Annotated in this window: 19 protein-coding genes and 1 pseudogene; 6 read left to right on the top strand and 14 right to left on the bottom strand. The window is 58.4% G+C overall.

Going from position 1 to position 18,749, the window contains the following annotated elements:
- Positions 1-116 precede the first annotated feature (116 nt).
- A complete protein-coding gene (locus ACP3TE_RS15870) occupies positions 117-395 on the top strand; it encodes a glutaredoxin domain-containing protein (RefSeq protein WP_105661390.1) in 279 nt (92 codons plus the stop codon).
- A 59-nt stretch (positions 396-454) separates the two neighbouring features.
- On the opposite strand, the gene ACP3TE_RS15865 is transcribed toward ACP3TE_RS15870, so the two are convergent.
- Positions 455-1,192 carry a lipoate--protein ligase family protein gene (locus ACP3TE_RS15865; protein WP_426734178.1) on the bottom strand — a complete coding sequence of 246 codons (738 nt, stop codon included), beginning with the start codon at positions 1,190-1,192 and terminating at the stop codon, positions 455-457.
- Positions 1,193-1,287: 95 nt separating this feature from the next.
- On the opposite strand from ACP3TE_RS15865, the gene ACP3TE_RS15860 reads away from it, so the two are divergent.
- A complete protein-coding gene (locus tag ACP3TE_RS15860) occupies positions 1,288-1,902 on the top strand; it encodes a uridine kinase (RefSeq protein WP_332727678.1) in 615 nt (204 codons plus the stop codon).
- Here the strand turns inward: ACP3TE_RS15860 and ACP3TE_RS15855 are convergent.
- Together ACP3TE_RS15855 and ACP3TE_RS15850 are read right to left on the bottom strand one after the other, a co-directional pair.
- Complete coding sequence (locus ACP3TE_RS15855; protein ID WP_332595148.1) at positions 1,899-2,717, bottom strand: thioesterase family protein; 819 nt, start codon at positions 2,715-2,717, stop codon at positions 1,899-1,901. The genes ACP3TE_RS15860 and ACP3TE_RS15855 overlap by 4 nt on opposite strands.
- Before the next feature lie 72 nt (positions 2,718-2,789).
- On the bottom strand, positions 2,790-3,365 hold the full coding sequence (locus tag ACP3TE_RS15850; RefSeq protein ID WP_426736246.1) for a helix-turn-helix domain-containing protein: 576 nt from the start codon (positions 3,363-3,365) through the stop codon (positions 2,790-2,792).
- A 76-nt stretch (positions 3,366-3,441) separates the two neighbouring features.
- On the opposite strand from ACP3TE_RS15850, the gene ACP3TE_RS15845 reads away from it, so the two are divergent.
- Both ACP3TE_RS15845 and ACP3TE_RS15840 read left to right on the top strand, forming a co-directional pair.
- On the top strand, positions 3,442-4,377 hold the full coding sequence (locus ACP3TE_RS15845) for an NAD(P)/FAD-dependent oxidoreductase (RefSeq protein WP_332595149.1): 936 nt from the start codon (positions 3,442-3,444) through the stop codon (positions 4,375-4,377).
- A 677-nt stretch (positions 4,378-5,054) separates the two neighbouring features.
- Positions 5,055-5,258 carry a cold-shock protein gene (locus tag ACP3TE_RS15840; RefSeq protein WP_013349123.1) on the top strand — a complete coding sequence of 68 codons (204 nt, stop codon included), beginning with the start codon at positions 5,055-5,057 and terminating at the stop codon, positions 5,256-5,258.
- Positions 5,259-5,480: 222 nt separating this feature from the next.
- Here ACP3TE_RS15840 and ACP3TE_RS15835 read toward each other — a convergent pair whose 3' ends face one another.
- The 10 genes and pseudogenes from ACP3TE_RS15835 to ACP3TE_RS15790 form a co-directional block, all read right to left on the bottom strand.
- Positions 5,481-5,798 (bottom strand): FAD-dependent monooxygenase, encoded by a 318-nt coding sequence (locus ACP3TE_RS15835; protein ID WP_426736244.1) that lies wholly within the window; start codon positions 5,796-5,798, stop codon positions 5,481-5,483.
- Positions 5,799-5,870: 72 nt separating this feature from the next.
- Positions 5,871-7,142, bottom strand: coding sequence for an MFS transporter (locus ACP3TE_RS15830; protein ID WP_426734173.1), 1,272 nt, complete (start codon positions 7,140-7,142; stop codon positions 5,871-5,873).
- Between the two features lie 450 nt (positions 7,143-7,592).
- On the bottom strand, positions 7,593-7,952 hold the full coding sequence (locus tag ACP3TE_RS15825) for a hypothetical protein (RefSeq protein WP_426734171.1): 360 nt from the start codon (positions 7,950-7,952) through the stop codon (positions 7,593-7,595).
- Positions 7,953-8,484: 532 nt separating this feature from the next.
- Complete coding sequence (gene nrdF, locus ACP3TE_RS15820; protein WP_105658533.1) at positions 8,485-9,459, bottom strand: class 1b ribonucleoside-diphosphate reductase subunit beta; 975 nt, start codon at positions 9,457-9,459, stop codon at positions 8,485-8,487.
- Positions 9,460-9,673: 214 nt separating this feature from the next.
- Complete coding sequence (gene nrdE, locus ACP3TE_RS15815; protein WP_426734169.1) at positions 9,674-11,812, bottom strand: class 1b ribonucleoside-diphosphate reductase subunit alpha; 2,139 nt, start codon at positions 11,810-11,812, stop codon at positions 9,674-9,676.
- Entirely contained in the window at positions 11,809-12,294 is a 486-nt protein-coding gene (gene nrdI, locus ACP3TE_RS15810) for a class Ib ribonucleoside-diphosphate reductase assembly flavoprotein NrdI (protein WP_105658531.1), read from the bottom strand. The genes nrdE and nrdI overlap by 4 nt, the downstream gene beginning before the upstream one ends.
- Before the next feature lie 42 nt (positions 12,295-12,336).
- Positions 12,337-12,567 carry a glutaredoxin-like protein NrdH gene (gene nrdH / locus ACP3TE_RS15805; protein ID WP_013349130.1) on the bottom strand — a complete coding sequence of 77 codons (231 nt, stop codon included), beginning with the start codon at positions 12,565-12,567 and terminating at the stop codon, positions 12,337-12,339.
- A gap of 514 nt (positions 12,568-13,081) precedes the next feature.
- A complete protein-coding gene (locus ACP3TE_RS15800; protein WP_105658530.1) occupies positions 13,082-13,819 on the bottom strand; it encodes a YggS family pyridoxal phosphate-dependent enzyme in 738 nt (245 codons plus the stop codon).
- A gap of 75 nt (positions 13,820-13,894) precedes the next feature.
- The gene (gene poxB / locus ACP3TE_RS15795; RefSeq protein WP_105658529.1) at positions 13,895-15,619 is read right to left on the bottom strand and encodes a ubiquinone-dependent pyruvate dehydrogenase; all 1,725 of its coding nucleotides are present in this window, start codon (positions 15,617-15,619) and stop codon (positions 13,895-13,897) included.
- A 306-nt stretch (positions 15,620-15,925) separates the two neighbouring features.
- Positions 15,926-16,324, bottom strand: a pseudogene (locus ACP3TE_RS15790) (Cmx/CmrA family chloramphenicol efflux MFS transporter); the annotation flags it as partial.
- A gap of 84 nt (positions 16,325-16,408) precedes the next feature.
- Here ACP3TE_RS15790 and ACP3TE_RS15785 point away from each other — a divergent pair.
- Positions 16,409-16,768, top strand: coding sequence for a cupin domain-containing protein (locus ACP3TE_RS15785; RefSeq protein WP_105658528.1), 360 nt, complete (start codon positions 16,409-16,411; stop codon positions 16,766-16,768).
- On the opposite strand, the gene ACP3TE_RS15780 is transcribed toward ACP3TE_RS15785, so the two are convergent.
- Positions 16,765-17,826, bottom strand: coding sequence for a PLP-dependent cysteine synthase family protein (locus ACP3TE_RS15780; RefSeq protein WP_332488758.1), 1,062 nt, complete (start codon positions 17,824-17,826; stop codon positions 16,765-16,767). The two genes, ACP3TE_RS15785 and ACP3TE_RS15780, sit on opposite strands and share 4 nt — an antisense overlap.
- Before the next feature lie 59 nt (positions 17,827-17,885).
- On the opposite strand from ACP3TE_RS15780, the gene ACP3TE_RS15775 reads away from it, so the two are divergent.
- A complete protein-coding gene (locus tag ACP3TE_RS15775) occupies positions 17,886-18,674 on the top strand; it encodes a hypothetical protein (protein WP_105661401.1) in 789 nt (262 codons plus the stop codon).
- Positions 18,675-18,749 lie beyond the last annotated feature (75 nt).

Raw genomic sequence — 18,749 nt, 5'->3', positions numbered from 1 at the left:
TCGAACCGGCATCAAGGAAAATCTGCTCCCCAGTCTAGCGAGCGGAGCAAAAGAATCCAGCGAACTTTTTCTACCCCTCCGGGAACAAAGTAAACATCATTGCCGTTACACCATGTATGAGCAACGAATTGAACCTTGACCAGTACGTTCCCGCTGCCGGCGGAGTCACCATGTTCACCACCAGCTGGTGCGGCTACTGCCGCAACCTCAAGCGCCTGATGGACCAGAAGGGTGTCGCATACACCGAGGTGAATATCGAAGAAGTCGAAGGCACCGCAGAGATCGTCGAGGCGTTCAACAACGGCAACCAAACCGTGCCAACCCTGATCTTCCCGGACGGCACCGCAGCCACCAACCCGCGCATTGACGAGGTTGTTGAGCGAGTCGGCGCTTAGATCCGGCCGCGAACCAAAATCGGCACCCGCATCGGGTGCCGATTCTTTTTTAAGCTGTGCTAGATGCCTTGCAGCGCGGCGTGCTCGCTATATTCCTCGAGCAGCGCTGAAATAAATGCTTCGGTGGTGACAGCGGCGAGCAGATCATTAGCCGCGCCTACTGTCGTGGGATCCATTGGAATGCCCATTGCTTGGTAGACCCCATCGAGGACTTGCCGCAATGGCGCGGAATCCTCGACAACAAAGACCGAAGAGAACAGCCATGCCCCGGAAACCACACGCTGAGCTGTGCCTACCAGCTTCACTGGATAGTTGCGCGGCGATTTCCCATCAGGGAGGCCATGCACCGAATGATCTCCCGGGCAATACTCCCCCGGGATTGGCCCGACTTGCGCATTCACGCCAAGGCGCTGGAAAGCGTTGGCATACACCCGCGCGAAGACCTCGAAGCGATTCTGCTGGCGCATCACCGCCTCGGCTTCGGGCTCAATATGATCAACGATCAATGTACCCCGGTGATACGCGGCGGCCCGGCCTCCAGCTTTGCGCACCAAAGGAGCAAAGCCTTGCTGCTGCGCTACGTCACGAGCCGCCTCATAGCCCTCTAGCCGCACATCGCGCTGGCCGAAGGCCAGGGTCGGGTCCGGACGATAGAGCCGTAGCAGCGCGCCGCTTTCGCCAGATTGGACGCTGCGCAGCAGTTGCACTCCACGTTCTAGGTCAGCAGCCGGGTCTCCGGTAGGATTTTCGATTTCCACAGATAACGGCGCATCTGACTGGGGGTTCCACAAACTCATAAATCTGAGTCTAATTCAGCAATTCGCTCCAGGCGGAGTAGATGTCACAGCATCCGATTGCCGATGGCCGAGGTTTCTGGGCCATAATAAAAGGCGTGCCAAATTCTTCTACCCCTGTCATCCTGATCGGCGGACCGTCCGGCTCCGGCAAGTCCTATCTCGCGTCGAAATTCGGCCGACCCCACCTGCCACTGGACGAGTTCTACCGCCAGATCAGCGAAGACGGGAATCCCGTTGATTTCCCCCGTACCGGTTACGGCGAAATCGATTGGGACAATTCGGCTACCTGGAATCAGGAAGCCGCACTGCAGGCTATCGATGATTTGCTCCACCACGGTACCACTCTGGTCCCCAACTACTCGATCACGACCTCGAGCTACAACGGGCATCGTGAAATCGCTTGCGCAGACGGGCCGATTGTCGCCGAAGGCATCTTCCTCTACGAAATCCTTGAGCCGCTGCGCGCCAAGGGCATTAACGTCCAAGCGTATTACGTCGACGAACCTGCATTGGTAACTGCTCTTCGACGGTTCGTGCGCGATGTAGCACAGCGCCGGAAACCGGTCCTGTTCTTGGTCAAGCGCGGCTATGCACTTTTCCGGGCCCACGGTGCAGACCGGGAAAAGTACCGCCAGCGCCAGTTCACGCTGAAGTCCAAGCCAGAGCTCAAGAAGCTGCTGGCCAAGCTTTCAACCGGCGCATCGAGCTAGCGCGAACGGACCGTCAGGATCTGTTCAGCACGGCCGAAAGGGCCTGCTTCATCGTGCAATACCGTTGAGGTCAGGCCGATGCCGTCTGTGCCGAAGCTCTGCTGGACATCCAGGCCCAGCCACTTGCCCTCGGGCTTGCGGTACATGTGGATCTGCAGATCCACGTTCGGGTAGATCCAGGTTCCTTCACCCGGATCCACGCGCGGCACCACACCGTTTGCCGTGTCGATCATTCCCACCAAGCTGGACAACGCTGTGGCGTCTCCTGTGTCGACGAGGTCATAAGGAGTACGCAGCCACGCAAAACCTCGACCCGGCCGCAGCTCATCATTGGCGCGCATCTCGATGGATTTGATGTAGCCGCCGGGCCACTGCTCACTGATTTCGCGCACCGCGCAGGCCTCTGGGCCTGGGATTTCCTTGTCTTCAACCCCTGCAACAGCACTGGTGTCACCCGTAATCACCCGCCACGCGCGCGCAACGATGCTGGTGCGGCCCTTGGCCGTCATTTCGGCCTCGATCAATTCGATCGTCCGGCCGGGACGGACCATTCGCGTTGAGATCTCGAATTCTCCGGCGTGAATAAGGCCATGGATCTCATAGCTGATCCGTGCGATGCGCATGTCTTCACGAGGCTGGAAATTTTCCAAGGCGTAGGCCAAGATTCCAGAGGCGGGACCCATGTGCTGCTCATGGGGATTCCACGCACCCTGGGAATGCCACGACGAGCGATAGCGGCCTTCACCGAGTGCTTCGAAATAGAAATCGCCATCAGCTAGGACCTGTTCAAGCTCCTCGTTGAGCTGGTGCGTCATCGTTGCCCTCCTGGCATCGCAGTGTTCAATACTCTGCCCTCAGGTTATCCAGGAGTAATTGGAATCACTAAACTAGCTGGCTGTGTCGTGCTCATGGGCTCGTTGGCCTGCATGATCCATGATTCCGAGCACCTCGGCAATGCCATTGACCGCCCACAGGGCATGAGGAGTCATTGTGTCGAACTGCGCAGATTGCCCCGCCTTCACGTGATAGGTGCGATCTCCTAGCTTTAGCTGGATTTCTCCGAGGAGCACTGTGAACCATTCCTTGCCCGGATGAATACGCAGCTCGGTGGGAGCAGGCGCCTGCGAAGGGTCGAAACGCATTTTCGACACATTCACCCCGTTAACTGCGTCATCGGCGGACAGCTTCCACATGGTTATCCCGGTCATCGAAATCGGCTCCGGGCGGATAATAATCTCGGCTTCAGAGGTCGATACGAGCTCATCCAAGCTGGTATTCAGTGCCTTGGCTATTGGAACCAGCTGGTCAAGGGCAATACGCCGGCCTCCCGTTTCAATCCTGCTGAGCGTGGAAACGCTCAGGGAAGCCTTGCTCGCCAACGATTCCAACGACCAGCCTAGGTTCTGCCGCAACGTTCTTATGCGCTGGCGGATGACTTGGTCAACTTCAAATTCTTGCGTCATGCGCAAAACGGTACACCCCACAGCGCAAAACGTCGATACCGTGGACACAACATCACAAATAGCAGGGAGAGGAATCATGGAACATTTCGAAGCGATCATTATCGGCGGCGGCAGTGCCGGGCTCGCGGCCGCAGTCGCATTGGGCCGCTCACGGCGTACCGTCCTGGTCATCGACGAGGGAAATCCGCGAAACGCGGCAGCGCAGCATGCCCACAACGTTCTGGGAAACGAGGGCATCAACCCGCTGGACCTCCTGGCCCGCGGACGGCAGGAAGCGATTGGCTATGGTGCGCGGATCATCGAAGGCGGGGTGGAGAACCTCACCGGTTCGCTGGACACCGGATTCAGCGTCTCTGCTGCAGGGAATACCTTTAGTGCCGAAAGAATCGTGCTGGCAACGGGCCTCATTGATGATTTGCCGTCGATTCCGGGGCTGGCCCAAGCATGGGGTGATACCGCGATCCATTGCGCATACTGCCACGGCTGGGAAGTGCGTGACCAGGAGATCCTGGTACTCGGAATCGGCCCCATGAGCACGCACCAAGCAATGATGTTCAGCCAGCTCAGCTCGAAGATCACCTTCGTCAACCACACCCCGGATGCATTGAACGATGAAAATCGCGCGACACTTGCCGCATTGGGAATACCGGTGGTTGAGCAGCCAGTGAAAGCAATCGATTTCGATACCCAAGGGACTCTGGATTCAGTCACACTGGCAGACGGCCAGAAGATCAGCGCTCAAGCTCTGGTCGTTGCAAGCCGAATGAACGCACAAGCCTCGCTCTATCTCAAGCTCGGCGGACAGCTTGCCGAGCACCCGCTTGGCACCTTCATCCAGGTCAATGAAATGGGTGCCACAGCCCTGCCAGGGGTTTATGCGGCAGGGAATGCCAGCAACCTAGGTGCGATGGTCATGGCAGCAGCCGCAGCCGGAACGATCGCCGGAGCAGCCATAAATGCGGATCTGCTCGGAAATCAGCTAGCTAAGGTCCAGGCGCAAGCGAATCCGTAACTGCTGGCTCTACCCCTTCGGGCACCGGCCCAAACGGGGTAGAGCCAGGGCCGCAGGGTGAGCATGAAAATAGCCCGCATCAATTTTCCGGAAAAATAATATTTACTAAAACACTAGTCAACAGGGAAATAACGAATGTCGATGCAACGATTTGCATTGCCAAAACGCCCAAGTATCACGCATCACGCCCCACGGACCAGCGATCAATGGTACGCTTGATTTGTTACCTCAACGGTTGCAGGTGTGAGTCCCCGCCAGTAATTGTTAGCAGTAGGATTTGTAGCACAGCCAACAAATCGTCTGTGCTTTACAAATCGGTTCATCGATCTTCAGATCGAATGAGCTCCTATCGAAACGAATTCTTCATCTTCTCTTCTTCACTGCAGATAAAACATCTCGACGACTCCGTACGTCACTTTTCTGTGGATTCCTTGTTCTACTCCGCTAGCGTGGGGTCATTACCCGTTAGCAGCCTGGAATCCGACGATGTTTAAGCAAGTGCAGCGACCCCCGTTTTGGCCGATACCGGCAAAATCAGTATTCGATTCTCCGTATCGACGGCAGGCGAATCGTTCTCGGCAGCTCTGCGCGAGGTAACCCCTAAATTTTCCGATTCGGAACTTCGGATCGGCAACCAGGCCACATCGTGGCCAATCAATAAATAAGGATATAACACTATGGCCACTGGCACCGTGAAATGGTTCAACGCTGAAAAGGGCTTCGGCTTCATCGCTCCTTCGGATGGATCGGCTGACGTCTTCGCACACTACAGCGCAATCCAGAGCTTCGGTTTCCGTAGCCTCGAAGAGGGCCAGACTGTTGAGTACACCCTGGAAGCTGGTCCAAAGGGCCCACAGGCAACCAACATCCAGGCTCGCTAAGAGACTTTCTTCAAAGGTGTAGTTCCCCGCAAGGTTGGAACTGCACCTTTGTTGCTTTTAACCGGTTCTTAGCTGCAGGCTTCGACCGGAGGACGTTCCCGAAGAACCCCAACGCCAAGCAATCTACCTGGCAGTGCCGTTTGCTTCGGGGCAAGCGGAAAGCTGCAGCTATCGGCATCGGCAGCTGGAATTCGGCTCGGAATTCGACTATCGACTGCACGGCTAGTAGATTGCGGAAATTCCACTGTGGCGCCACGGCAATGAATTGAAAAGGGAGCTGCATTCGCGACAGGTTAGGAACGGTTGCCGGCGATCCGTTGGAGACCGGACTACTTGCCTGGGTAACTTTGCTGAACCCGATTCTTCGAATTCGCCCACCAGTCCCAGTTCATAGAGCACGTGCAAAGTTGACGGACAGATGGTGCCACCGCGAAAGTCCCTGAGGAACTCACCGTGCTTTTCATGAACCGCTACTGGCACACCGCTGCGAGCAAGCATTGAACCGGCGGCCATTCCAGCCGGCCCTCCCCCAACTTTGATTCACTGCCTTCTGCCTGCCATGAATATGCTCTCCTTCATTTGAAGTGACTATTACCGAATTGGATTTGCAGCCTACTCGTGAACAGTTCCAGCGCTATTAGACTTCATATTCACAGCGATCATGAACATCGCGAAAATCAACAGCACCACGGCCAGTCCGCGGAACCCTACAGCTGCCAAAATTGGGCCAGCGGTGAGACCGCCAAGCACACCAGCCAGATTCATGCAGAGGTCCGACGTGCCCTGCAACTTCGGACGTTCAGCAAGGCCAACTGATCCAGTAATCATCGTTGCGCCTGCAACCGTCGACGCCGACCAACCGAGGCCTAGACTAAGCAACGCCAAAGTTGTCACGGTATGGTTCTCTGCATTGCTCCATACCAAGATGCTTGCGGTAACTAGCAACGCCTGTCCGGTAAAGATGACCGTTCGTGGACCTCGCATATCTGTGAGCCAGCCAAAGACTGGTGAGAGCGCATACATCCCCGCAACATGGACCGAAATGGTGATCCCGATGAGCGTGAGGCTTGCCCCTTGATGCTGCATGTGAATTGGAGTCATCGACATCATGGACACCATATAAAGATGAGTCAAGGCGACGGTAAGCACGGCATGCCTGGCAGCAGGAGTGTTTCTTAGGATGCTCCAGCCGCGGCGGCGAAGCTGAACCTCGCTCGCTTGGGCAGCCGCCTGACGCTGTGCGATCTGCAACGGATCGGGACGCAAGCCCAGCCAGTAGACAAGAACCCCTACCAGCTGGGCGCACATCGCAATAAGAAAGCCGCCGGTAAACGGTGGAAGGCTGATGAACTGCGCTAGCTCTTCTCCAGGTTCAAATAAATTCGGGCCGATGACTGCACCCGCAGTTGTTGACCACACAACCAGGGAAAGGTCACGGCCTCGTGTAGCCGTGGTGGACAAGTCGGTGGCAGCGAATCGAGATTGGAGGTTCATTGCCGAACCTGTTCCCAGAACCAGCATTCCAAGCAGCAGCAACGGCCAGTATCTCAGAAAAGCTGCGGCAATGATGACGACAACACCGCTGGCTGCCAGCAATGCGCCGGTCGACAGCGAAATACGCCGGCCGAACTTCTGGGCAAGCAATGCCAAAGGCAACGCCATGATGGCAGCACCTAAAGTATTCATGGTCGCGGCCATGCCAGCCAATGCATCGAGTCCGGAAATGCTTACGATCAGCAGCGACCCCAAAGTCAGGGTTGCGCCACCGCCTAGACCTCCAAGAATTTGTCCCGCAGCGAGGACGGAAATCGACTTGCGTCGAATCCGCTGAATCTGCTGGTCATCCAATGAACGCTGTTCATCCGAAGTGGATTCGATCTGCACATTGACTCCCCCGCATTTATAGCTACCTGTACTGTCTAAGTATCTACTATTTATCTCCGAGCGTTGAGTGCGCCGCTGTGCATGACTATGGACCCACCGAAGCTGGGCTATAGCCGGAGTGGTCGCATCCCCATGAATTTCCAATTCAATGGGCTAGGTAACTCACCTTGGTTGCGGATCCGCATCTTTCGACGCTCGAATAATACTGGCGTATCGCTCTGCCGGGTCAGCAGGCAGTCCCACTTTAAGTTCACGGTTCACATCAACAGCGAACACCTCTGCGGCTCCGGATTGGAGTCCATCTCGCAGTCTTCAGACCCCAGCTTGGCTGAGCCGTCGGCGAAGGCGCAAAATTTCGGACCCGTATGTGAGATCGGTCCTTTCGAATAGGGCAACGGCGGCGCATGCTTCTGTGGAAGCATACCGAGATTGCTATTACGCCTACTCAAGTTACTCGTTTTCGCGAATCGCTGCCGCAGGCAGCTTACCCTTCACTGTCTCAAGACCACTGCCTCCAAAGCTCAAAATACGTGCCTTGTCCGGCGCAGTCTCGATCGTTTCCATAACGTGCACCGCGAAGAGCGCCACTTGAGCTTCAAATGGTTCCATTTGAGGCCAGAACTCTTCGCCACCAGATTGAACCGCGTGATTGAGCACTTCTTCGAAAGTGCAGTCGAATGCGTATAGCTCTTGGGAGTCGGCATACCGCAAGAATACGTATCCATCTTCAGCAGGAGGCACAATAAAGACCTCGCCAAGCCCCGATAATTGGTGTTTCAATCGCTCCAGTTTGCCTGGCAAGCTAGGCATCTGGACCCCCATTCTTGCTTTGGCAGAGAACCATAATGATGCAGCGATCTGATTATTCGACCGCCGTGCTGAGGTCGCTCTCTTCTGCTTTTGTGGCCGAAGGAGTTTTTGCTGTAAGAGGCTGAACTCGCGTGGATGCTAGTCAAACCGCGTTGCTCACGATACCTGCGAAATCTCGCCATTTCGCGTTCATCTGCGGTTGCGGGCCAGGTTGCTTCCGCCCAAGCCATAATTCCCCGCGATCTGGCGGTTGTCCTTGTCTCGATGGGGATACTGCGAGAACGAACTCCAGATTTCATAACCGCTGCTCACCGCGCAAACGGGACATTTGTCCACGCACCGGGTTCGCACGTAGTTACCAATGGCCGTTCCAACACCACAGGCGCCCCAAGATCTTGCTCGGTCCACCGCTGACGTACCGTTAGCCCAGCCGGATACGTCAACTTCGGAACAGCTTAAATGCCAGCAGGCCCGGACTCTGCATGAGTCCGGGCCTGCTGGCCATCACCAATTAAGCTGAAGATTTTCTAGATTAGAAATCCCAGTCTTCGTCTTCGGTGTTCACTGCCTTGCCGATCACGTACGACGAACCGGAACCGGAGAAGAAGTCGTGATTCTCATCAGCGTTCGGGCTCAACGCAGCCAAAATCGCTGGCGACACATCGGTCACGGTCGACGGGAACATCGCCTCATAGCCCAAGTTCATCAGCGCCTTGTTGGCGTTGTAGTGCAAGAACTTCTTGACGTCCTCGGACAGGCCTACCGGATCATAGAGATCGTGGGTGTACTGGACTTCATTTTCGTACAGTTCATACATCAGCTCGAAGGTGTAGTCCTTCAGCTCCTGCTTGCGCTCCTCGGTCTCGTTTTCCAGACCCTTCTGGAACTTGTATCCGATGTAGTAACCGTGAACAGCTTCGTCGCGGATGATCAAGCGGATCAGGTCTGCAGTGTTGGTCAGCTTCGCATGCGAGGACCAGTGCATTGGCAGGTAGAAGCCCGAGTAGAACAAGAACGATTCGAGCAGCGTCGAAGCAATCTTGCGCTTCAGTGGATCTTCGCCGTGGTAGTAGCTCTCAATGATCTGAGCCTTCTTCTGCAGATTCACATTTTCAGTGGACCAGCGGAAGGCTTCGTCGATTTCCTTGGTCGATGCCAAGGTCGAGAAGATCGAGGAGTAGCTCTTTGCGTGTACCGATTCCATGAAGGCAATGTTGGTGTACACGGCTTCTTCGTGTGGGGTGATCGCATCTGGAATCAGCGAAACAGCGCCAACGGTGCCCTGCAAGGTATCAAGCAGGGTCAGACCGGTGAAGACGCGCATGGTCAGCAGCTTCTCGTCTTCGGTCAGGGTTCCCCACGACTGGATGTCGTTGGACAGCGGCACCTTCTCCGGCAGCCAGAAGTTATTGACGAGACGGTTCCAGACCTCTACGTCCTTGTCGTCCTGGATACGGTTCCAGTTGATTGCCTCAACCTTGTTGGTGAGCTGAATCTTCTCGGTCATTGCCCCTCATCGAAAAGCTAAATCGTATTAAGAACTTTGCTTACAACTCTACCGTTCTTTCGAACGCCACCTGTACAGCAAGGCCCCAAGTTATTGTCAGATCGCTGACACGATCTGAGGTCGTTTTGATATGCAACAGCTGCCGTTGGGCGAAACCATGCGGCAGCTGTTGCGTGATGCCATTGCCCGGCTAACCGGTCAATGGATCAAGGTCTTACAGTGCGCAGGAAACGCAGCCTTCAACCTCGGTGCCTTCCAGCGCAAGCTGGCGAAGGCGGATGTAGTACAGGCTCTTGATGCCCTTGCGCCATGCGTAGATCTGGGCCTTGTTGATGTCACGGGTGGTGACAGTGTCCTTGAAGAACAAGGTCAGCGACAGGCCCTGGTCTACGTGCTGGGTTGCGGCAGCGTAGGTGTCAATGATCTTCTCGTAGCCGATTTCGTAAGCGTCTTCGTAGAAGTCGATGTTCTCGTTGTTCATGTAAGGAGCCGGGTAGTAAACGCGGCCGATCTTACCTTCCTTGCGGATCTCGATCTTCGCTGCGACCGGGTGGATCGAGGAAGTCGAGTTGTTGATGTACGAGATCGAACCGGTGGGAGGAACTGCCTGCAAGTTCTGGTTGTAGATGCCGTGCTCCATGACAGAAGCCTTCAGCGCCTTCCAGTCTTCCTGGGTAGGAATCTGCATGCCGTCGAACAGTTCGCGGACGCGCTCGGTAGCTGGAACCCATTCCTGCTCGGTGTACTTGTCGAAGAATTCACCCGAGGCGTACTTCGAGTTCTCGAAGTTATCGAAGGTCTCGCCGCGCTCCATGGCGATCTTGTTCGATGCAGTCAGTGCATGGAACAGGATCGTGTAGAAGTAGATATTGGTGAAGTCGATGCCTTCTTCGGAGCCGTAGTAGATGTGCTCGCGGGCCAGGAAGCCGTGCAGGTTCATCTGGCCCAGGCCGATGGCGTGCGACTTGCTGTTGCCGTCAGCAATCGAAGGAACCGAGGCGATGTAGGACATGTCCGAAACTGCGCTCAGGGCACGGATGGCGATGTCTACCGAGGTAGCCAGATCCTTGCCGTCCATGGCCTTGGCGATGTTCATCGAACCGAGGTTGCAGGAGATGTCCTTGCCGACGGTCTTGTAGCTCAGGTCGTCAGAGAACTCCGAAGCGGAGGAAACCTGGAGGATTTCCGAGCACAGGTTCGACATGGTGATGCGGCCGGCAATCGGGTTGGCCTTGTTCACGGTGTCTTCGAACATGATGTACGGGTAACCGGACTCGAACTGGATCTCGGCCAGGGTCTGGAAGAACTCGCGGGCGCTGATCTTCGTCTTCTTGATCCGAGCGTCGTCTACCATCTCGTAGTACTTCTCGGTGACGGAGATTTCGCTGAACGGTACGCCATAGACGCGCTCGACGTCGTACGGGCTGAACAGGTACATGTCTTCGTTCTTGCGAGCCAGTTCGAAGGTGACATCCGGAATAACAACACCCAAGGACAGGGTCTTGATACGGATCTTCTCATCAGCGTTTTCGCGCTTGGTGTCCAAGAAGCGGTAGATGTCCGGGTGGTGTGCGTTCAGGTAAACGGCACCTGCACCCTGGCGTGCACCGAGCTGGTTTGCATAGGAGAAGGAATCTTCAAGAAGCTTCATCACCGGGATGACGCCGGAAGACTGGTTCTCGATCTGCTTGATCGGCGCACCGTGCTCACGCAGGTTGGTCAGCGACAGGGCAACGCCACCTCCGCGCTTGGACAGCTGAAGCGACGAGTTGACTGCGCGGGCAATCGATTCCATGTTGTCTTCGATGCGCAGCAGGAAGCAGGAGACGAGTTCGCCACGCTGTGCCTTGCCGGCGTTCAGGAAGGTTGGGGTGGCCGGCTGGAAGCGGCCTTCGATGATTTCATCGACCAGGTGCATGGCCAGCTTTTCATCGCCACGTGCCAGGTGCAGGGCAACCATGCATACGCGGTCTTCGTAGCGTTCCAGGTAGCGCTTGCCATCGAAGGTCTTCAGCGTGTACGAGGTGTAGAACTTGAAGGCGCCCAAGAAGGTTTCGAAACGGAACTTCTTGCCGAAGGCGTGCTTGAACAGATCCCGGATGAAGTTCATCGAGTACTGATCGAGGGTTTCACGCTCGTAGTACTCGTGCTTGACCAGATATTCAAGCTTCTCATCGAGATCATGGAAGAACACGGTGTTGTTGTTCACGTGGTCCAAGAAGTACTGGCGAGCCGCGTAGCGGTCCACCTCAAACTGGATCTTTCCATCTGGTCCGTAAAGGTTCAGCATGGCGTTGAGGTCGTTGTAGCTCAAGCCCCGGAACTGGGCTGGGAGCTCCTTTGAGCTATTCATCGTTGCTGCCGGTTCTGCGACGCTGGTGTCCAAAAGGTTTCAAGCCCTTCTTTGACGTTGAGAACGTCTTCTGAGGTTCCCATAATTTCGAATGTGTAAAGCACGGGTACGTTGCATTTCTCGGCAATGCGTTTTGCCGCAATGCAGTAGTACTCGCCAAAGTTTGTGTTCCCTGCACCGATCACGCCGCGAAGATTCACGCGGTTCGCTTCATGCCGCAGGAACTTCATGATCTGCGGCATGATCGAGCGCTTGCCACGCTCTCCGCCATAAGTGGGTATGAGCAGCACGTATGGTGCAGTTGAGATCAGCTGCGGTTCGGTCGCATAGACCGGAATCCGTGCGGCATCCATCTCAAGTTTGTCCACGAAACGCTTGGTGTTCTCCGAAACAGATGAAAAATAGATCAGTTTCGAATCGGTGAGTTCCAGCGGTTCCTGGGCCTCAGCATTTTGCCTATCGGCAAGCGCTGCAGGTGACATTGCTTTTCGCCTCCACTACAAGCTAGCGGATGGAATTCTTGATTAGTTGGCTGGAGCCAGCAGCTCGATCTTGTCTGGGCGGAAGCCCGACCAGTGATCGTCATCGGTGATTACGACAGGTGCCTGCATGTAGCCCAAGCCACGAACGTGCTCCAAGGCTGCCGCATCCTGAGAGATGTCTACCTTGTTGTACTCGACACCCTTCTTATCCAGCGCGCGGTACGTAGCGTTGCACTGAACGCAGGAAGGCTTCGTGTAAACCGTGATGGCCATGTCCCTGATCCCCTTTAAAAAGTCTTTGTTTCGGCTAGGATCCCGGATTTTCGGAAAAGTCCTAGCCATCCTCTCGGATGCCTCAAAACCACTGTTTCGAGGTGCTTCTGGTGCGAGCCGCACCGACGGGTTCAATACTACATCTTGTGTTTGGCGGGTCAAGCGGCCACAACATGATGTATTACAAGTATGTCATTCATCCACGGCAACGTCCACAGGAACTGTGGATATTAACCCCCGTTTAAACCGCGATTTCTCGCGGACTCGAGACCTTTGTCCACAGGTTGGCAGAAGTCCGCCGTGGGTTAAAAATTCTTCTTGTGAGATGTTCGTCGGCGTGTTCTGCACCCTCCATGTAGTTCGGGGTACACGGTGTGCACCACTACATGTAGTGTCGCCCCTGGCACCCACAGTTTGGCCGACGCACGACCGGCTGTGGAGAACGCGCAGCAAGGGCAGCTGGCGATTTGCCAGCTGCCCTTGCAACGAAGCTCAGTGGCGACGCAGAAGCGTCTTAGGCCGGGTAGGTGCGGGCACCGAAGATTCCCTGGCCTACACGCACGACGGTGGCCCCCTCGGCGATGGCCAGCTCGTAGTCTCCGCTCATGCCCATGGACAGGTGCTGGAAGCTTTCAGGAGCATCCTGCTGCAATTGGTCACGGGTTTCGCGCAGCAACGCAAAGCTGCCACGGATGGATGCTTCGTCCTTGGTATTTGCGGCCATGGTCATCAAGCCCACTGGCGTCAACCGATCCAGCGGCGCCAACCCGCCAAGCAAGTCCGCTGCCCCAGCAGCTTCGATGCCTGATTTGCTTTCCTCGCCGGAGGTATTGACCTGGATGAAGACTTCAAGCGTCCGATCCTCTGCCTCCAACCGGCGTTGCAGGGTCTGTGCCAGCTTCAGCGAGTCCAAGGCATGGAACTCATCAGCGAACTTCGCCACGAACTTCGCCTTGTTGGTCTGCAAGGGACCGATAATCGCATAACGCAGGTGCGGGAAATCCTCGCAGAAGTGCTCGTACTTGCCTTGGGCCTCTTGGACCTTATTTTCCCCCAGCGTGTCCACACCGGCAGCAATGGCCAATGCCAAGCGCTCGAAATCGATGGTTTTGGTGACCGGCAGCAGCCGAACCGAGCCAGCGTCGCGGCCGGCGGCCAGCGCCGCCGCGGCGATCTTCTGGTTGACAGCAGCCAGGTTGCGGGTGAAATCCTCGATGGTGGCCGCGTGGGTAGCGGCAGGTTGCGAAGCCAAAGCGCCAACTTTCTTGATGTCACAAACGTGTTGCTGGTGCCAAGGGCACCAGCAACAAGCATAGGCATAAAAGGACTAGAACAATTGCCGCCAATTGGTTTTAGCCAGATTCAGCAGCTCGTCGCCACGCCCGGAGAGCACGGTGCGTATGGCATACAAGGCAAATCCCTTGGCTTGTTCCAACTTGATTTCCGGTGGCATCGACATCTCCTGGCGGTCGGTCACCACATCCAGCAGCGCAGGACCGTCATGGGCCAGGAATTCTTGCACCGTGGCTTCAAGCTGCGCCGAATCATCTACCCGGTAGCCCTTGAGCCCCGAGGCGGTAGCCACGGCCCCGAAGTCGGGGTTGTGCAGATCGGTGGCGTAGGTGACGAACCCGGCGGCCTTCATTTCCAGTTCCACGAAATTCAGCGAGGAGTTGTTGAACACCACGATCTTGATCGGCAGCTTGTTCTGCGTGGCGGTCAGCAGCTCACCGAGCATCATGGCCAATCCGCCGTCCCCGGCGAACGCGATAACCTGGCGCTGCCGGTCAATTGCCTGGGCGCCCAGGGCATGGCACAGTGCGTTGGCCATGGAACCGTGGTTGAAGGAGCCGAGCACCCGTCGCTTGCCGGTCATGGTCAGGTAGCGGGCTGCCCAAATCACCGGGGATCCCACATCGGCGGTGAAAATCGCATCCTCATCTGCGTGCTGGTCGATCAGCCGGGCCAGATACTGCGGATGGATTGCAGCACCCGGCTTGGAGGGCGTGGCGAGCTCGTCGAGCTTCGTACGGGTCTTGCGGTAATGCTCCACCGCTGTCTCCAGGTGCTTGCGGTGGGTCTGCACCGGCAGCAGCGCATCCAGAGCCGCCGCGGTGTCCTTCACGGTGCCCACCAGCGGGATGTCCACCCGGGTGCGCTTGCCGATCTGCTCGCCGCGGATATCCACCTGGATGATGGTCGCGTCCTGCGGGTAGAACTGCTGGTAGGGGAAGTCGGTGCCCAGCATCAGGAGCACATCGCATTCGGCAATCGCCTTGGCGCCCGAAGCGAAACCCAGCAGGCCCGTCATGCCCACATCGAAGGGGTTCTCGTACTCGATATGCTCCTTGCCTCGCATCGCATGCACGATCGGCGCGCCGAGCTTGCCAGCCAGCGCGATCACCTCGTCATGGGCTCCTGCCACGCCCGCACCAGCCAGAATGGTGACCTTGCGCGAGCCTTCGAGGATCTCCGCGGTGCGCTCGAGCTCGTCTTCATTGGGCAGCACCCGCGGGTTGGTCTTGGTGATTTCCTGGGTGGGCGTGCGTTCCATCTCCGCCAACGCGACATCGCCGGAAATCACTAGTACTGCCACGCCGCGCTTCTCGATGGCCTCGCGCATCGCAATGCGCAGCATGCGCGGCATCTGCTTGGGGTCGGAAACCTGTTCGGCATAGACCGAGCAGCCACGGAAGACTTCCACCGGGTGGGTCTCCTGGAAGTAGTTGGAACCGATCTCCTCGGTAGGGATGTGCGCTGCAATCGCCAGCACCGGCACGCGCGAGCGGTTCGCGTCGTACAGCCCGTTGATCAGGTGCAGGTTCCCCGGTCCGCAAGAGCCGACGCATACCGTCAGCTCTCCGGTGATTCCGGCTTCGGCCGCCGCGGCGAAGGCAGCGGCTTCCTCATGGCGGTGGTGGACCCATTCGATCCGCCCGTTCTCCCGCAATGAATCGGTCAAGCCGTTCAGGGAATCCCCCGGAAGGCCGTAAATCCGGCGCACTCCCTGGGTATCGAGCTGTTCAATCAGGTGGTCGGCTACGGTAGGCAAAACATTCCTCCTGCACACAATTTTCCAGTGGGTCTATTCTTCACCCTACTGCGCCAGCCACCTTGTGTCATGGGTTTTTGACGCTGCCGAAGGTTCCTCCCAACACACCGGCAGGTGGCGCACGCAACGAGCGCAGATTACGGGGCAACGCCGGCTACCCCGCACCGGTGCACCCAGGTCCACCGCGCTTTCTTTCCCGGCGTCCCGGGGCCTGTGGGCGAAGCGCGCCGCGGCGGGTCATCGATGGGAGCCAGCCGTGGTATCCAACAGCGTGCGCCGGCTCAGCAGCATGGCCAAGGGCGCGGCCGTCGCCAATGCCGAGGCCGCGTAGAGCACCCGCGCAATCAAGGGGCTGCCGACGCCGAAAATCAGGACACCCTGGATGAAGACAAGGCAGAGCAGCGCCATGGGATGCGACGCGGTCCAAGCCAACACGACCCAGCTGGCCAGCAGCAGCGGTCCTCCGGAGAAGAGCACCAGGCCCGGTCGCCGATCCGATAGCCGCCCTGCGCTGGTTACGCCGAGGAAGGATCCGAGCCCGAACAGGACCAGCGCGGCCCAAACCCATCCCTCGGCCACGCCGGCGGTGATAGCCGCAACCGGCGCAATGAAGGTGAACGCCGCGAAGGTGCCCCCGTTGACCAGCGCTCCCAGTGCCATGGCCAGGATGAGCGGCCGCGTGGCCAACTGGCTCAGTTCGGCACGCACCGCGTCACCGCCCGGTGGACCGGGGCGTTGCCCGCCATTGGATAGGCTGGAAGCTGCAGCAGAGAACTTCAAGGAGAGACGATGCCCGAACCGCGCCGCATGGCCAATACCACCGAGCTGGCCGCCGGAAAAACCAACGGAGCGATCTGGAAGCTGGAACCCGGGCAGCGCGACCTCGACGCCAACGTGATCTCGCTGGCCCCGTCCGGAGAGATCGGGGAGCACCAGGGCCCGGAGCTGGACGTGGTGCTGCACGTCTTCGCCGGCTCCGGGGTGCTGCATACCGCCAGCGGATCCATCGAGCTGGCCATCGGCGACATCATCTACCTGCCCGCCCGCTCCCAACGGCGCTTCGTGGCCGGCGAAGCGGGCCTGGGCTACTTCTCGGTGCACCAGCGCAAGAAGCGGGCCGGGCTCATGCCCGCCCTGCGTGGCAGCTAGCTCCAGGCCCCGGTCTGGATGAAGCGCTCCAGCTGCGCGGCGTAGGGCTCCAGGTCCAAGCCCTGCTCGGCCACCCACTGCTCGTTGTAGTAGGTGTTCGCGTAGCGCTCGCCGGAGTCGCAGATCAGCGTCACCACCGAGCCCTGCTCACCGCGTTCGAGCATCTGGGCGATGATTCCGAACGCCGCGTAGAGGTTGGTCCCGGTGGAGCCGCCGGCAAAGTAGCGGGTCTTGGCGCGCAGGAAATGCATGGCTGCCAGCGAGGCGGCATCGGGCACCTGCACCATCTGGTCGATTACCCCTGGCACGAAGCTCGGTTCCACGCTGGGCCGGCCGATCCCCTCGATGCGCGATCCCTGCCCCGTCGCGTAGCCCATGTCCCCGGTGCGCCATCCCCCGTAGAAGGAGGAGCCTTCCGGATCGCCCACGCAGATCCTGGTTTCGTGCCGCTTGTAGCGCGCATAGCGCCCGAAGGTGGCACTGGTGCCGCCGGTCCCGGCTCCGACCACGATCCAGCTGGGGATCGGGTGGGCTTCGGCGGCCATCTGCGCGTACACCGACTCGGCAATGTTATTGTTCCCGCGCCAATCCGTCGCCCGCTCGGCATAGGTGAACTGGTCCAGATAGTAGCCGCCGGTTTCGGCCGCCAGCGCGCGGGCCGCCTCATCGACCTGGCCGGCCGCGTCCACCAGGTGGCAGCGCCCGCCGTAGAACTCGATCAGCTCGATCTTCTCGCCGCTGGTGGATTTGGGCACCACCGCGATGAAGTCCAGCCCCAGCATCCGCGCGAAGTACGCTTCGGAAACGGCCGTGGATCCGCTGGAGGCCTCCACCAGCGTGGTGCCTTCGCCGATCTTCCCGTTGACCAGCCCGTAGAGGATCAGCGAGCGCGCCAGCCGGTGCTTGAGCGAACCGGTGGGGTGCACCGACTCGTCCTTCAAATAGAGCTCGATCCCCCAGTGGGCGGGAAGTTCGAAGCGATGCAGGTGGGTGTCGGCGCTGCGGTTCGCGTCAGCGTCGAGCAGGGAAATGGCACGGCGTACCCAAAGATCTGTCATGGCTCCACTCTAACCGTGGCGAACGGTTTTAACCCTGGCGGCGTGGTACCTTCGGAATCGTGAAAAGAAGGCTGGTTACCGGCGGTTATGCCGCCATCATCCTGCTCGGCTTGGGCTGGGCGGCGTGGGCGGTGCTTTCCGCCGCCGGGCTGGAAACACTCGCCGGCGGGTGGATGGGGCAGGACGCCACCGTCACCTCGGTGCCGCGCATCGGGCAGCTGCCCTGGTTCGGGCTGATGGCCGCAGTGGCGTTCTACGCGATCTGGCAATGCCTGCCGCAAGAACGCACCGGGTTCCATCGCCGGCTGCGCCCCTGGGTGCTCGGCGCGGTGCTGTGCAATGCGCTGTGGGTGGCGTTCTTGGAGCGCGACCGCATCGGCACCTCGCTGGTGTTCGGCCTGCTCCTGCTGGCATTGCTGATCCGCATCGTGGTGATGATCGGCAAGACCCCTGCCCTGCAGCAAGTGGACCGGTGGATTACCCGCGCCAGTTTCGGGCTGTTCACCGGGTGGCTTTCGGTGATCGTGCTGGCCGAAACTGTCGCCTTCGCCGCCCTGTCCGGGGCCGACGCCAGCTCCCTGATGTTCAAGGGCGCCTGCGCCCTGTCGGTGCTGCTCCTGGCGCTGTTCCTCAGCGCGGTGAGCTTCAAGAATCCCATGGGGATCTACCTGAACGCCGGCGCGCTGTGGGTGATCGGCTGGATCATCGTGGATCGCTACACCGGCCACGCCACCTCTCCCGGGTTTGCCACGGTGCTTTCGATCGCGGCGATACTGATGCTGCTGTGCCTGCTCAGCGCGCTGCGGACCCGCATTCGCAAGCTGCGCCCGCCCGCAGCCTCCCAGTAAATTCCCAGTTCGCAGTCAGCGCAACGGCGCGGCCTTGAGTGCCCACCCCCGGCTGGCTAGGCTGGGAGCTGAGAC

This window comes from Glutamicibacter sp. 2E12, from assembly GCF_050030965.1.
Taxonomy (GTDB): Bacteria; Actinomycetota; Actinomycetes; order Actinomycetales; family Micrococcaceae; genus Glutamicibacter.
This window is presented reverse-complemented; position numbering and strand designations above follow the sequence as displayed.